Source organism: Cupriavidus sp. CPT47-8839-RL05A (assembly GCF_058792255.1).
Map to the genome: position 1 here is coordinate 15,342 of NZ_JBYTEG010000022.1, position 14,478 is coordinate 29,819.

General features: G+C 68.2%; 12 protein-coding genes and 1 pseudogene. 8 read left to right on the forward strand and 5 right to left on the reverse strand.

Annotated features, from left to right (window positions below; translation table 11 throughout):
* The first annotated feature begins 107 nt into the window (after positions 1-107).
* Together AC3WVS_RS24260 and AC3WVS_RS24265 are read left to right on the forward strand one after the other, a co-directional pair.
* The gene (locus AC3WVS_RS24260) at positions 108-962 is read left to right on the forward strand and encodes an amidohydrolase family protein (RefSeq protein ID WP_492320644.1); all 855 of its coding nucleotides are present in this window, start codon (positions 108-110) and stop codon (positions 960-962) included.
* A 107-nt stretch (positions 963-1,069) separates the two neighbouring features.
* Positions 1,070-1,685, forward strand: a pseudogene (locus AC3WVS_RS24265) (zinc-dependent alcohol dehydrogenase family protein); the annotation flags it as partial.
* 16 nt (positions 1,686-1,701) lie between these two features.
* Here the strand turns inward: AC3WVS_RS24265 and AC3WVS_RS24270 are convergent.
* From AC3WVS_RS24270 to AC3WVS_RS24285, 4 genes are read right to left on the reverse strand one after another with little or no spacing between them, the layout of a single operon-like run.
* Positions 1,702-2,397 (reverse strand): DUF2894 domain-containing protein, encoded by a 696-nt coding sequence (locus tag AC3WVS_RS24270; RefSeq protein WP_492320645.1) that lies wholly within the window; start codon positions 2,395-2,397, stop codon positions 1,702-1,704.
* Positions 2,390-3,037 carry an OmpA family protein gene (locus AC3WVS_RS24275; protein WP_492320646.1) on the reverse strand — a complete coding sequence of 216 codons (648 nt, stop codon included), beginning with the start codon at positions 3,035-3,037 and terminating at the stop codon, positions 2,390-2,392. Before AC3WVS_RS24275 ends, AC3WVS_RS24270 begins: the two co-directional genes overlap by 8 nt.
* Complete coding sequence (locus AC3WVS_RS24280; RefSeq protein ID WP_492320647.1) at positions 3,034-6,171, reverse strand: DUF802 domain-containing protein; 3,138 nt, start codon at positions 6,169-6,171, stop codon at positions 3,034-3,036. The genes AC3WVS_RS24275 and AC3WVS_RS24280 overlap by 4 nt, the downstream gene beginning before the upstream one ends.
* Before the next feature lie 10 nt (positions 6,172-6,181).
* The gene (locus AC3WVS_RS24285; protein WP_492320648.1) at positions 6,182-6,922 is read right to left on the reverse strand and encodes a DUF3348 domain-containing protein; all 741 of its coding nucleotides are present in this window, start codon (positions 6,920-6,922) and stop codon (positions 6,182-6,184) included.
* Positions 6,923-7,038: 116 nt separating this feature from the next.
* On the opposite strand from AC3WVS_RS24285, the gene AC3WVS_RS24290 reads away from it, so the two are divergent.
* The 5 genes from AC3WVS_RS24290 to AC3WVS_RS24310 all read left to right on the forward strand — a co-directional run bounded on the left by AC3WVS_RS24290 (position 7,039) and on the right by AC3WVS_RS24310 (position 12,944).
* On the forward strand, positions 7,039-7,647 hold the full coding sequence (locus AC3WVS_RS24290; RefSeq protein ID WP_492320649.1) for a glutathione S-transferase family protein: 609 nt from the start codon (positions 7,039-7,041) through the stop codon (positions 7,645-7,647).
* A gap of 96 nt (positions 7,648-7,743) precedes the next feature.
* Positions 7,744-8,781: a hypothetical protein gene (locus AC3WVS_RS24295; RefSeq protein ID WP_492320650.1), complete on the forward strand. Its 1,038-nt coding sequence runs from the start codon at positions 7,744-7,746 to the stop codon at positions 8,779-8,781.
* Between the two features lie 125 nt (positions 8,782-8,906).
* Positions 8,907-9,596 carry a LuxR C-terminal-related transcriptional regulator gene (locus tag AC3WVS_RS24300; protein WP_492320651.1) on the forward strand — a complete coding sequence of 230 codons (690 nt, stop codon included), beginning with the start codon at positions 8,907-8,909 and terminating at the stop codon, positions 9,594-9,596.
* Positions 9,593-11,389, forward strand: a complete 1,797-nt coding sequence (locus AC3WVS_RS24305) for an ATP-binding response regulator (RefSeq protein WP_492320652.1) — start codon at positions 9,593-9,595, stop codon at positions 11,387-11,389. The genes AC3WVS_RS24300 and AC3WVS_RS24305 overlap by 4 nt, the downstream gene beginning before the upstream one ends.
* A gap of 178 nt (positions 11,390-11,567) precedes the next feature.
* Entirely contained in the window at positions 11,568-12,944 is a 1,377-nt protein-coding gene (locus AC3WVS_RS24310) for a DUF1214 domain-containing protein (protein ID WP_492320653.1), read from the forward strand.
* Positions 12,945-12,984: 40 nt separating this feature from the next.
* Here the strand turns inward: AC3WVS_RS24310 and AC3WVS_RS24315 are convergent, their stop codons facing one another.
* Positions 12,985-13,350: a glyoxalase superfamily protein gene (locus AC3WVS_RS24315; RefSeq protein WP_492320654.1), complete on the reverse strand. Its 366-nt coding sequence runs from the start codon at positions 13,348-13,350 to the stop codon at positions 12,985-12,987.
* A gap of 155 nt (positions 13,351-13,505) precedes the next feature.
* Here AC3WVS_RS24315 and AC3WVS_RS24320 point away from each other — a divergent pair, with 155 nt between their 5' ends.
* The gene (locus tag AC3WVS_RS24320) at positions 13,506-14,477 is read left to right on the forward strand and encodes an aliphatic sulfonate ABC transporter substrate-binding protein (RefSeq protein ID WP_492320655.1); all 972 of its coding nucleotides are present in this window, start codon (positions 13,506-13,508) and stop codon (positions 14,475-14,477) included.
* Position 14,478 lies beyond the last annotated feature (1 nt).

Here is a 14,478-nt window from a genome sequence, read left to right on the forward strand (position 1 = left end):
CTAAATTGATGTCGATGTCCTCTAGAGGACTAGAATACTGACGCGGGTTCGGATGCCATATCCGGATATACCCGCGCCACTGAGCCGCGCCACGGAGGGGCTGACTGATGAGCAAGCGCGCTTTGCCGCTGGTGGATACCCACTTCCACGTGTTCGATGCCGGAGTGGCCGCGCCATCGGCCCGCTACCGGCCGCCCTATGCCGCTGACCTGAAGGACTGGCACGCCCGGCTTGCCGGATTGGGGGATCTGTATGGGGTGGTGGTGCAGACCAGTTTTCTCGGCACCGACAATGCGGCGCTGCTGGCCGCGCTGCAGGCCATGCCCGGGCGCTTGCGCGGCGTCGCGGTGGTCGGCCCTGAGGTAACGGATGCGGAACTGGCTACGTTGCACGCGGCCGGCGTGCGGGGCATCCGCCTGAACCTGTATGGCGATCCGGACTGGCAGCGCATTTCCACCGCGCCGTGGCGCGGGCTGTTCGCCAGGATCGCCGGGCTCGGCTGGCATGTCGAACTCCATACCCGCAACGGTGATGGCGCCATGGTGCTGGCGCAGCTTGACGCGGCCCTTGGCGATGCCGGCGCGCCGGTCGTGCTTGACCACTTCGGCCGGCCTGGTGCAGAGGGAGCCGAGGACACGATCTTCGACGTTGCGACTGCCGTGCGCGCGCGCCGCCAGGTCTGGGTGAAGATCAGCGCGCCGTACCGGCTTGCATCCCCTCAGGACTGGACCAGGTTTGCGCAGCGATGGCACGAAGTCGTGGGAGCTGACCGGCTGCTGTGGGGCAGCGACTGGCCATGGACCAACCACGAGGCGCCGGCTCGGGTCGACGAGTGCCGGATGCTTGCCGCATGGCCGGGGCAAGGGGCGCCCGGTGACAGCGAAGCGGCCGGCGCGGCCTTGTCCGCTGCGCTCCGGTGGCGCAACGCGGCAGCGCTGTACGGGTTTGCGGTGAAGGGATAGCGGGCGGCTGGCGCCGCCGGCTTCAATCCAGCGCCAGCACCCCGGGAATCGCTTCCACCAGCAAATCGATCGTCACCCTCAGCTTGTTCGGCAGGAAACGGGCTGGCCTGGACGCCGCGCAGGCCAGTACGCTGACCTGCGCCGGCCTGACGGCCTGGCAAGCCCTGGCCGAGGCCACGGTGACGCGGCCCGGCGACACCGTCGTGGTGATCGGCACCGGCGGCGTGGCCCTGTTTGCGGTGCAGATCGCCCGCGCACAGGGCGCGCGCGTGATCGTGGTGTCAGGCAGCGACGACAAGCTGGCGCGCGTGCAGGAGCTGGGCGCGGCGCATGGCGTCCATCGCGGCCGCACCGCTGACTGGCCGGCTGCCGTGCGCGAGCTGACCGGCGGCGGCGGTGCCGACCATGTGCTGGAACTGGCTGGCGGAGACAACTTCGGCCGGTCGCTTGCCGCGCTGGCGCAGGGCGGCCGGATCTCGGTGATCGGCAATCTTCAGGGGGATGAGCTGCGCGCCAGCGTCTTATCCGGTCCTGCATGGCCGCGTGACCGTGCAGGGGATCGGCGTGTCGCACCGGCGCGCGCTGCAGGACCTGGTGCGTGCCGTGGACTGGCTGGCGCTGCGTCCGGTGATCGAGAGCGAGTATGGGTTCGGGGACTTGCCCGCGGCGCTCGACCACCTGGAACGCGGGGCCTTCGGCAAGGTGGTGGGGCGGCTGCGCTGAGGCGCGGGCCGGACTGCTATTTGCGAGCCTTGCCGCGCACGCTCTTTTTGGCCGCGGCGGCGCGCGCCGCTTCTTTTTCGGCCGCTGCCGCCGCGCCCAACTGCTCCAGCCAGGCCATGCCCTCGACATAGGACAGGAAATGCCGCAGGTATTCCGGCGACGTCTCGCGCATCAGGGACAGCGAACGATGCACGAGATGGTCGGTATTGAGCGGCCCGGCATTCTCCGGCACGCGCTCCAGCGACAGGCGGAAGTGCTGCTCGACGCTGACCCTGGCCCAAGTCTCGCGGAAGTAGTCGGCCAGGGCATCGACCAGCGGCGCGTCGGACTGGGGTGCGGTTGCCGGCACCGGCGTGGGCGATCGTGCATCGTTTGAGGCAACCGCGAGGGCGGGCCTGGCGCGCGCGGTGATGTCGTGCACGAGTGCGCCAAGCGCGCTGGCTGCCGGGCCGGCTGTTGGCGTGGGCGGCGCGGTACCATCGGCAACATCGCTGTCCTGAACTGTGTACCGCTGCACGATGGCTGCATACGCGGCGGCCAGGCCACGCAGGCGCTCATCCAGCAAGCTCCGCACCGCGCCACTGTGTGCGGCGGCGCGGCGGGCCAGCGCTTGCATCAGGCGGAAGCGCACGGGATCGGCATAGTCGGCGCCGCTGGCCTGCCAGGCGTCCAGTTGCGCGCGGATATCGGCTGCCACGTCGAGGCTAGCCATGTGCCTTCACCGTGCCTGCGGTCACGCGCGGCACCGGCGAGATCTCGACGCGCCGGTTCTTTGCGCGGCCCTCGGCATCGGCATTCGGTGTCACCGGCTGCTGCGAACCGAAGGCGGCCGAGAACACTGAGGTGGGCGGGATGCCGGCATCGATCAGGGTGCGGGTCACGGTCAGGGCGCGCTGCGCCGACAGCTCCCAGTTGTCGGCAAAGCGGCGGTTGCCTTCGCGCACCTGCTGGTCGTCGGTAAACCCGCTCACCATCAGGATCTCGTCGCGGCTGCGCAGGTAGGCCGACAACGGCTGCGCCAGGCTTTTCAGCAGATCGCGGCCGTCAGGTTGCAGCTGGTCTGAGTTGAGCGCAAACAGCACGTTGCCGCTGATGCCGATGCGGCCGTTCACCAGCGTCACGCGGCCGGCCGCCAGCGGCCCTGCCAGTGCCTTTTCCAGCGTCTCGCGGCGCTGTGCTTCCTCCTGCCGCTGCTTCACCTCGGCTTCCAGCCTGGCTGACAGTTCCATCTGCACGCCGATGACCCCCAGCAGGACCAGCACGAACGCGCCCAGCAGCACCGACATCAGGTCGCCAAAGACGGCCCACGCGGGAACGGTCGGCTCGACGCCGGCGTCAAGGTCCTCTCTCATGCCGCCTCTGCGCTGGGCGCTTGCTGGCCGGCGCGCTGCTGCAGGTCCTCAAGGATCTGCTTTTGCGACAGCATGCTCAGGTCGACGACTTCGCGCGCCTGCGCCACGTAGTAGGCCAGTTGCTCGTCGCTGCGCGTCATCGACTTGTCCAGCGCGGCCTCGATGCGCTGCAGGTGGTCGATCAGCTTGCCGTTGGATTCGCTGAACAGCTGCACCGCCACGCCAAAGGCCTCGCCCAGGCTCGCGACTTCGACCGCGCTGCCGGTGACCTGCGCGGCGATGTCGGTGAGCTTGCCGGTTTCGGATTCGACCTTGTCGGTAAAGCGCGTGCCGACGCGGTCCAGCAGGTCCGCCGTGGTGGCGACCAGGGTGTCGACCGCGCTGCGCTGCTCAGTGGAGGCGTGGCTCACGGCATCGAGCAGCGTGCCCAGCGTTTCCAGCATGCGGCTGCGTTCTTCCAGCATGGCGTTGTCGCGCGCCATGCCGTCGGTGAGCTTCTCGCGCAGTTCCGCGATGACCTCCGCGGCGGCCTTGGGCGCTTCGGATGCGGCCTGCATCAGGTGGGCGACTTCGGCGATGGTGCCGGTGGCCTGGGCCTGCGCCTGGGCTGCCATGTCGCGCGCGGTGACGGCCAGCGTCTCGCAGATTTCCTGCTGGCGGCTGACGGTGTGCGCGCTGGTCTGTTCCCATTCCTGGCGCAGCGATGCGGCCATGGTGCCGAGCGTGTCGGTCCAGGCGGCCATGCGTTGCGCGTCCTGCGATGCCAGTTCCGCCTGCAATGTGGTGGCGGCCTTGGGTGCCTCGGCCGCGGCTTGCACCAGGCGGTCGATTTCGGCGAGGGTGGTGCTGGCATGCGCCTGCGTCTCGGTCGAGATCGCGCGCGCGGTCTGCGCCAGCGCCTCGCAGATCTCCTGCTGGCGCGTGGCGGCGTGCGTGCTGGCCTGTTCCCACTGCTGGCGCAGCGTGGCGGCGATGGTGCCGAGCGTATCGGTCCAGCCGGCAAAGCGCTGTTCATCGCGCGCAGCCAGTTCGGCCTGCAGCGTGATGGCCGCCTTTGGCGCGTCCGTTGCGGCCTGCACCAGACGGTCGATCTCAGCGAGGGTGCGGTTGGCATGCGCCTGGGTCTGGGCCGAGATCTCGCGCACGCTCTGCGCCAGCGTCGTGCTGATCTCGTCCTGGCGGCTTACCGTGTGCGCGTTCAGCTGTTCCCACTCCTGGCGCAGGGCAGTCGTCATGGAGCCGAGCGTATCGGTCCAGGCGGCGAAGCGCTGTGCATCGCGCGCAGCCAGTTCCGCCTGCAGTGCAACGGCCGCCTTCGGCGCGTCCGACGCGGCTTGCACCAGGCGGTCGATCTCCGCAAGGGTCTGGCTCGCATGCGCCTGGGTCTGGGCCGAGACGTCGCGCACGCTCTGCGCCAGCGTCGTGCTGATCTCGTCCTGGCGGCTTACCGTGTGGGCGTTCAGTTGCTCCCACTCCTGGCGCAGCGCTGCGGTCATGCTGTCGAGCGTATCGGCCCAGGTGGCAAAGCGCTGTTCGTCGCGCGAGGCCAGTTCCGCCTGCAGCGCAACGGCCGCCTTCGGCGCGTCCGAAGCGGCTTGCACAAGGCGGTCGATTTCCGCGAGGGTCTGGCTGGCATGCGCCTGGGTCTGGGCCGAGATCTCGCGCACGCTCTGCGCCAGCGTCGTGCTGATCTCGTCCTGGCGGCTTACCGTATGCGCGTTCAGTTGCTCCCACTCCTGGCGCAGGGCAGCCGTCATGGTGCCGAGCGTATCGGTCCAGGCCGCCAGGCGCTGCGCGTCGTGCGCGGCCAGCTGCGTCTGCAGCCCGGCATGCGACTCGCCCACGGTGCGCACCAGTGTCGCCGCATGCTCGCCGAACGCGGCTGCGGCGGCCGTCAGGGCCTGCCGGTTGTCGCCGGCGAGCTTCTCGCCGGTGCGCTCCTGGCGCGACAGCGCCTCGCGCCATGCGTCGGCAGCGCTGGCGGCTGCCGTGTCGAGCCGGGTGGCGACATTGTCCAGCAGCCCGGCCGAGCGTTGTTCAAAGGTCTGGGCAAAGCCGTCGAGGGATGTGCGCAGGTCCGCTGCCAGTGCCTCGCTCGCGCGTTGATGCCCGGCCAGCGCCTGGTTCCAGGTATCCGCAACGCCCGCGGTGGCGCTCTCGAAGCGGCTCGATACCCCATCCAGGTGCTGTTGCACGGCTTGGGTCACGTTGTCGCGCAAGGCCGTGGTTTCGCGTGCCAGGCCCGCCATGGTCGCGTCCACCGCAGGCTGGATCGCTGCGCTTGCGGCACGGGCGCTGTCGGCAATGCTGTCCTTCAGCGATTGCTCGACCGAAGACGCCAGGCGCGTGTAGACCACTTCGGTCTTGCCGTGGAAGGCGTCCTGGCTGGCGGCCAGGCGCTCGGTCAGGGCCTGGTTCTGTTCGGCCATCGTGGTCATCATGGCCTGCATGCGCTCGACCAGTGCCGGCATCACGTCGGCCTGGCGCTGCAGCAGCCGGAACGCTTCATCACGCTGGTGGCCGCGCGAGTAGGGGCGCAGCGTGGTGGCGATGCGGGCATCCAGCGCCTGCGCGGCCTGGATCCGCTCGCGCCGGCACAATGCCGACAACAGCCCCAGCATCGCGGACGTGGCCACGCCCGCGACCGAGGTGCCGAACGCAAAGCCCAGGCCCTTGACCGGTGCGGCCAGTGAGGCGCGGATGGCCTGCAGGTCGGTGGCGGTCTCCAGCGCGATGCCGGTGCCGCGCAGGGTCGCCACCATGCCCAGGAACGTGCCCAGCATGCCCAGCAGCACCAGCAGGCCGACCAGGTAGGGTGTCAGCGCGGGCCCGGGCAGGCCGACGCGCTCGCCTTCCACGCGCAGGCGGGCGCTGTCGCGCAGGCTGGGATGCAGCCGTTCCAGCCAGCTGCCAAGGCTGGCCGGCGCTTCGGACAATCCGGCGGCGGCCTGCGCCAGCGTGGCGGTGGCCTGGCGGTAGCGGTACAGCTCCAACGCCCCCGCCAGGTAGCAGCCGCCGATCAGCAGCGTCACGGCCAGCGCCAGGAAGTTCGTGCCTGCATAGCCGGCGGCGATCCAGCACACGATGGCCAGGCCCGCCAGGAAAGCGACAATATGGGTAAGGTATCGGGTCATGATGTTCTGGTTAGCTGTCTTGCAGCGCCGCCAGCAAGCCTTCAAGGGGCTGCCAGCGGATGTCGAGTTCGGCGAGCAATACGCTCTGCATATCCTTGCGGAATACCGCCAGCCACGCACCGGGCCTGGCCGTTGCGGGCTGTCCCGCGGCCTGGGCTTCGGCCAGCGCCGCGGCTTCGGCCTGGCGCAGGCGCTGGAAGTGCGGCTCCAGCATCGTCGGCAAGGCGCCCAGCAGGCTCTGTTCGCGCGCGCCCAGCACGCGCTCCATCACGGCATCGACCATGGCCAGCTTGGCCATGCCGGGTGCGTGGCCGGACAACGCGCCGCGCAGGCGCCCGCGCAGGTCGCCGATCGAGGTCTCCATGGTCTGTTGCAGCGTGAGGTAGCGCTGGCGATAGACCGCGTAGTCGACCTGCGCGTCCACGGGGTCGGGCAGCGCGGACGGCCGGGCCGGCCCGCGCCGCTTGCCGGCTAGCGTGGTGTCTTCCACGATGGCATCGGCCAGCGCGGCGCGCACGCGCGCGCATTCGCGTGCCTCAGTGCTGTCGGCAGCACGTGCGGCAGGCGGCGTTGCCGGCGCATTGGCCTTCAGCGCCGATGACAGCGCGATCGCATCCGCCCAGCCAAGCCATTGGCTCAGCTGGCTCGAGAGCGAGCTTGCAGGAGGAGGGGCATCGGCGTCAGTCAGGCGAGCCAGCAGGCGGACGAGCGTCGGGCCGCTGAAACCTGTGCGCCGGGGCACTTGTAACATTGCGCCGGATTCGAAAAATCCAGCAGTTTACACGCCCGCGCGGTGGCGCGGCCGGCTGGCGTGGTGGATGATTGGCGGGAATCCGTCCCGGACCCATCCCACCACGGAGTGAAACCATGAGACTGGTTGGCATGCTTGATTCCCCTTATGTCCGCCGCACGGCGATCTCGCTGCGCCTGCTCGGGTTGCCGTTCACGCATGAGTCGGTGTCCGTCTTCCGTGAATTCGAGCGTTTCCATGGCATCAACCCGGTGGTCAAGGCGCCATCGCTGGTCTGCGACAACGGGGTCGTGCTGATGGACTCGACGCTTATCATCGACTATGCCGAGTCGCTGGCGGGCCGCAGCCTGATGCCGGCGCAAACCGCGTCACGGCAGGCCGCGCTGCGCATCGTCGGGCTGGCGCTGGCGGCGAGCGAGAAGGTGGTGCAGAACTTCTATGAGCACAGCCAGCGGCCGGCGGGCAAGCTGCACCAGCCGTGGCTGGACCGTGTCGATGCCCAGCGCGAGAGCGCCTTTGCACTGCTGGAGGCGGAACTCGCCACGCGTCCGGTCCCGGCTGGCGAGGCGGAAACCGGCCAGGCCGAGCTGACCGCCGCGGTCAGCTGGACCTTCGCGCAGTTCATGATGCCGGGCGCGGTCGATCCGGCGCGGCATCCGGCGCTGGTCGCGCTGACCGCGGCACTTGAGCGGCTGCCCGCATTTGAGGCATTGCCCTGCGCATAGGTGGCTGCTGGCGCGCCTACCGCGGTAGGGTGCCAATCGCAGGCATTCCGATGCAACATCAGTCCCCCTGTGGAACGCGATTTCAAAGGGGAACACATGAAGACCAGACTGCATCGCCTGAAAGTCCTGAGCGCAGTCCTCTGCGTGGCCCTGGCCGCTTGCGGCGGGGGCGGTGACGACAACGGCGGCAGCGGCTCGTCGGGCGGCACTGGCAACAGCGGCAATACCAGCGGCACTGGCGGCACCGGCGGCAGCACCGCAACGCGGACGGTGATGTTCGAGGATACGCCCGTGACCGGGATCAGCGCCGAGTTCCTGACCCAGCTGAATGGCCAGGGTGCACGTGGCTTCCGTTTCGTCAGCGGCTTCTATTTCCTCGGGAACCCGGCAGGTTCCGAGCAGAAGGGGGTCTACGTCAAGGACGCGCAGACGACCTATACCTATGAACTGCCGCAGGAACCGGGCGGCGCCGATGTCCAGGCGTGGGCCACGGCGTACGAGGCCTGGCTGAACAGCCATGGCGCGCGCGGCTTCGTCTGGGGCGGGCCCTACATGGTGGGCGGCCAGATTTATGCGCTGATGCGCAAGGACAACGGGTCGTCGTCGACTTTCTCGTACAAGGTCATGGTGGTGGACACCAATGCCAGCCTGTCGGCCTTTGTCCAGAACCAGGCCAACCCGCTGGGCGCAGACGGCTACTACCTGGCGGTTCCGGCGTACCTGGGCCCGTTCGGCGTGAGCAGCACCGTGGCCATCTTCCGCAAGGACCTGCAGGGCAGCGCCCGCTATGGCTATGAGGTCCTGTCGAATCCGGCCAGCGACGGCGATGTCGTCGCCCAGATCAACACGCAGGGTGCGCGCGGCTATCGCTTCAAGGTGCCGTTCGTCAGCGGCGGCACGCAGGTCAACCTCTACGAGAAGGACCTGTCGCAGTCCAGCACCTTCCGCTTCTACGACTTCGCGTCGCAGCAGACCAGCGCGGGCTTCCTGGCCCAGGCCAACGCCGAAGGGCAGAAGGGCTCTAGCCTGATGGGCGCCTACGGGTTGCCGAGCGGCACCATCCGGGACTTCTACTTCGAACCGGCCAGCTGCACCGGCTTCCTCTGCGATACGCGCAGCCTGTTCGGCCTGTAAGCGCCAGGCGCCGGGGCTTGCCCCGGCGCCGGCGTGCCCATGTGCAGTCAAGGTAATACAATCCACCTGACCAGGCGACGAGACCAATCGACAAGTCCATACGCGCGAACCGGGGTGGGAAACTCATGACAAGAAGTCAAGGCGCCGCAGAGAACAATAGCGGCGCCAACATCGACGCCAGCGCGTGCCGCAACTATGCCATCGTGGTGGATGACCACCCGTTGATGGCGCGCGGCATTGCCGGCTACCTTGCGGCGCATTGCGGGTTTGACGCTGCCTTGCATGCAGCCGATGCGCGGGAATGCGCGGCGCTGACGGAACGGGAGGGATGCCCGGCGCTGCTGGTGGTGGATTTCTGGCTGCCGGACGGCACCGCGGTCGGGTTGCTGCGCGAAGCCGCGGCGCGCCTGCCCGCCTGCAAGCTGCTGGTGATGAGCGCCGACGACGATGCGCGCGTTTGCATCAAGGCGCGCGAGGCCGGCGCGCACGGCTTTATCCTGAAGAACGAGCCCCCGGAGGTGTTCGCCACCGCGGTAGCGTCGCTGCGCCAGGGCCGGCGCTGGTTCCAGCAGGCAGGGCCGCCGTCGGCGCGGCGCGAGTTGCCGCTGGAGCCCAGCGAACTGGGCCTGACGGCGCGCCAGGCCGAGGTGCTTGGCATGATGCTGCGCGGCCTGCCGAACAAGCGCATCGCCCTGACCCTGTCGGTGTCGGAGCAGACCGTCAAGGAGCACGTCACCGCGATCCTCGGCAAGCTTGGCGTGCGCAACCGGATCGAGGCCATCGCCCTGCTGCACGGGCGCAGGCTGGAATCTTGAAGAAGGCCCTCGCCCGGCTGCTTGGCTTGTCGCGCCCGGATGCGGATGCCGGCATCAGCCCGCGCGCGCGTGCGCGGCTGCTGGACATGACGTTCGGGCGCCTGGTGTTCAGCGTCAATGCGATTCCGTTCGTAGGGGTGCCTTTCGTCATCTGGCTGTATGTCCAGAAGCTGGACGGCGGCGCGCTGCTGGCCTGGACACTGGGGTATGGCGCCGCGGCGGTGTGGATGCAATTGCGCTTCCGGCGCTACAAGCAAGAGCGGGAAGACGATGACGCCCTGGTCCGGCGCTGGCTGCCGTTTGTGCAGCGCGTGGCGCTGGTGCACGGTTTCTGCCTGTCGCTGGCCGCGGTCCTGACGGCCAGCCTGGGGGGCTTTGACTTCAAGCTGCTGCTGTATATCAGCATCGCCGCCATCGTGGCGGCCAATGCCACGCACCAGACGCCGATCCTCGGTGTATTCCAGCGCTTCTTCGTTGCCTGCTGGACTTTGCAGATCGTCAACACCCCGCGCAGCTTCCCCGAGCACTGGCCGTTCGTGCTGCCGCTCGCGTTGCTGTATGCGCTGGCCATCTACCGGCACGCGCTGATCGCCAACCAGTTCTTCCGGCAGCAGGTACGGATGGAGGATGACGGCATCCGCCTGGCCGAGCGCTACCGGCTGGCCAAGGAAGAGGCCGAGAAAGCCCTGCATGCCAAGAACCTGTTTCTCACCACCGCCAGCCACGACCTGCGCCAGCCCGTGCATGCCATGGGCTTCCTGATCGAAGCCATTGCGCGGCGCAACCGCGACCCGGCCCTGATCCCGCCGCTGGACGACCTGCGGCGCAGCGTGCGCTCGGTGCACCTGATGTTCAACTCACTGCTCGATCTGTCCCGGATCGAAGGCGGCATTGCCAGCCCGCGCAATACCGCCGTGGCATTTGCGCCCTTGGTCGAAGAGGTGGCGTCGCTGTTCCGGGAAGAGGCGCGCAGCCGCGGCCTGGACCTGCGCGTGCGCCTGCCCGCAGGCGCCGCCGCGGTGCTGGCCGATCCCGCACTGCTGCGCCAGTCCTTGGTCAACCTGGTGCACAACGCGCTGCGCTATACCAAGCGCGGCGGGGTGCTGGTGTCCGCGCGGCGGCGCGGCAGCCACTGGCTGCTGGAGGTCTGGGACACCGGCGTGGGGATCGCGATCGAAGAGAAGGGGCGGGTCTACTCGCCGTTCTATCGCAACGAACATGCGTGGCGCATCGACAGCGCGGGCCATGGCCTGGGCCTTGCCGTGGTGGCGCGCTGCGCCACGCTGATGGGCGCCACCTACGGGCTGGACTCGGTGGAGCGCCGCGGCTCCAGGTTCTGGCTGCGCTTTCCCGAAGCGAAGCCGCTGGCGCCGGCGGCGATCGAGCCGGTCTACGAGCCCGATGGCCTGTCGGCCTCCACCCTGCTGCAGGGCGTCTGCCTGGTCGTCGAGGACGACCCGCTGGTGACCGCCGCGTGGACCAGCCTGATGGAGGCCTGGGGCGTGCAGGCGGCGTGCGCGGCGTCGGGGCAGGAAGCCCTGGCACTGGTCGATGCCGGCCTGCAGCCCCAGGCGATCCTGTGCGACCAGCGCCTGCGCTCCGGCGAGAGCGGCTTCGAGGTGCTCAAGGCGCTGTTCGAACGCTGCCCGGACGCAAGCGGCGCCATGGTCAGCGGCGAGTTCGATTCCGAGGCGCTCCAGCAGGCCGAGCGCGAAGGCTACCTGGTCCTGCACAAGCCACTGGAGCCGTCGCAGCTGCATGCCCTGTTGTTCCAATGGCTTTGTGCTGCCTGACAGCATGGATTGGTGGGTCTGCCTGCGGCGGTGGTCCCACTCAGGCATTTCCGGGGCGAAAGAAGTGTCCGGATCGATTTTATTCAGATCACCTGAAGAATTTATTTAGTTCACTTTTTTCGACCTCTCAGCGACAGTCTAGCGACCGCAAATCGCGATACTGGAAAGAGAGGGCCCCATGTCTATCTCAAACCGCGCTGTCGCTGCCTCCATGCTGGCCGTTTCCATGTTGGCGGGCCTCGCCGGATGCCATAGCCCGTCGGCCGCGGCGTTGGCTGCGGCGTCGGCTGTCTCGTCGGGCTCCGCGACGGCCGCGGTGTCGGAACAGGACATCAACGATGCCTACGTCTACCTGCTGGGCCGGCTGCTTGTCCTGCGCCAGCAGCAAATCGACTTCCGGAAGGAAGGTTTCCAGTGGAACCGGATCATTCATCGCGACGTCGGCGGTGTGTCGTGGGCCAACCCCAACCTGGATGTCGCCTACAGCGAGGCCTGGGTTGCGGTCGACGAAAAGACCTGCACGGTCTTCAGCGTGCCGGCCATCAAGGGGCGCTACTACACCATTCAGTTCCTGAACGGCTGGGGCGAAACCGTCGCCAATATCAACGAACGCACCTATCCGGACCATCCAGGCGGCGAATTCGCGATGTGCCTGAAGGGTGCCAGTGCGGCACTTTCGCCCAATGCCAGGCGCATCGACCTGCCGGGCAAGACCGCACGGGTGCTGGCCCGGGTGGAAATCGGCGCAGACAAGAAGCAGGCCATTGCCCTGCAGCATCAGATCACGACACGGATCACTGGCACGGCGACGATTGCCCCGGTACCTGCCACGCCCGCCTTCAGCAATGACAAGCTCCCCGGCGTTGAAGCCTTTGACTCGGCAGCCGTTGCGCTTGGCTCGGAGCCGGACATCAATCCGGGCATGGAGCCCATCCAGGCCAAGGTGCGCGCGGTGAGTGCCGCGGTGGCCAGCAGCCCCGCCGAACGCGCGCGGGTGGACAAGGTCATCCGCGAGAAGACGCTGCCGGCGTTCTTACAGTCGTTCTCCACCGCAGGTACCATCAGGAACGGCTGGAACCGGCCCGCTACCATCGGCAAGTACGGCAGCGACTACCACACCCGCACCCGCATCAACCTGGGCGGGATCTGGGCCAACAGCACCGATGAGGTCGTCTATTTCAAGACGGATGCAGACGGGACCGGCACCAAGCTCGACGGCGGCAATACCTACACCATCACCTTCCCGAAGGACGAGCTGCCCGCCCGCCACGTCAAATACTTCTGGTCGGTGATTGCGGTAGATGCCAAAAACTTCCGCGTGATCCCGAATGCGAAGAACCGGTTCCTGATCAACAAGCAGTCCAGGCTGAGCTATGGCGAGGACGGTTCGCTGACGCTGTACTTCGCGCCTGCCAGGCCGAAGGATGCGCCTGACGGCAACTGGCTGCCCACGCCCAAGGGAAAGAACTACCACCTGACGTTCCGGCTCTATGGGGCGGACCAGCCGGTCCTGTCCGGGGAGTGGTTCCCGGCGCCGCTGGTCAAGCGTAACTGAGCGGGCCGGTCTTGGCAGGAAGGCGCCTGCCAGTGCTGACCTAATCCTCCGCCACCTCGCAAAACCGCAGCCGGTTCCCGAACGGATCGGCCACCTGCAGCATCCGCCCCCAGCCCACATCCTCCACACCGGGCCTCGCGTACGGATAGTCCTTGGCCGACAGCTCCCGCTGCAGCGCATCGATATCCTCCACCGTCACGAATACCGCCGATCCGGGCGTGGCGTCGCCATGGTGCTCGCTCAGGTGCAGCGTCAGGCCGCTGCGCCTGACCTGCGCGTACAGCGGAAGTCCCTCTTCATACCGATGCTCCCAGTCGAGCGTGAAGCCGAGGAAGTCGAGGTAGAACTCCTTGGCCTTGTCGACCGAGAAGATCCGGAGGATGGGGATGCCGGCAGACAGGTTCATGGCTTTCCGTTCGGTAGTTGCGCAGGAATGCCGGATGATAACGCCGGCCCGCGGTGATCCGCGCGGCCGGCGCATAAGCATCCGCGACAATCTTCGTTGGCTTTGTGCGGGCCCATGTCTAAGCTGGCGCTCCAGTGAAATCCCGGAACACCGCTATGAACCCGACCCATGACTCACGCCGCCGCCTGCTTCTGACGGCAGCGGGCGCCGCGGCTGCCGCCAGTGTGCTGCCAGGCGTCAGCTGGGGGCAAGGACAGACCGCGCTGCGCATCGGCTACCAGAAGTCCTCCACGCTGATGATCCTGCTGAAGTCGCGGCAGACGCTGGAGAAGGCGCTGGCGCCCAAGGGGGTGACGGTGCAGTGGTACGAATTCACCTCGGGCTTGCCGCTGCTTGAAGCGCTGAACCTCGGCAATATCGACCTGAGCGCCGACGTGGCCGATGCGGTGCCGCCGTTTGCGCTGGCCGCGGGTGCCGCGCTGACCTACTACGCCAGCGAGACGCCTTCGCCGCAGGCACAGGCCATTGTCGTGCGTGGCGACTCGCCGATCCGTGAGGTGGCGCAGCTCAAGGGGCAGCGGGTGGCATTTGCCAAGGGCGCAGGCGCGCACTACCTGGTGCTGGAAGCGCTGGCGCGCGCGGGTCTGTCGATCCGCGATATCGAACCGGCATACCTGAGCCCGGCCGACGCCCGCGCGGCGTTCGAGCGCGGCAGCGTGGCGGCATGGGTGATCTGGGACCCGTTCCTGGCCGCGGTGCAGCGCCAGGCCAATGCGCGTGTGCTGCGCGATGGCGAGGGGCTGGCCAGCTATCGGCGCTTCTACCTGGCGGCGACGCCGTTCGCGCGCGCGCATGCCGAGGTGCTCGAGGTGGTGTTCGATGCGTTGCGCGACGCGGGCGACTGGGTCAAGCGCAATCCGGCCGAGGCAGCGCGCTGGCACGCGCCGCTGATCGGCCTGGATGCGGCCACCGTGGAAGCCGCGAACGCGCGGCGCAGCTATGCGGTGCGCACGGTCGACGCCGCCGCGCTGGCCGAGCAGCAGCGCATCGCCGATGCCTTCACCGCGCAGCAGATCCTGCCGCGCAAGGTAGCGATCTCGGCGTCGCCGGTCTGGCGCAAGGCGTAGC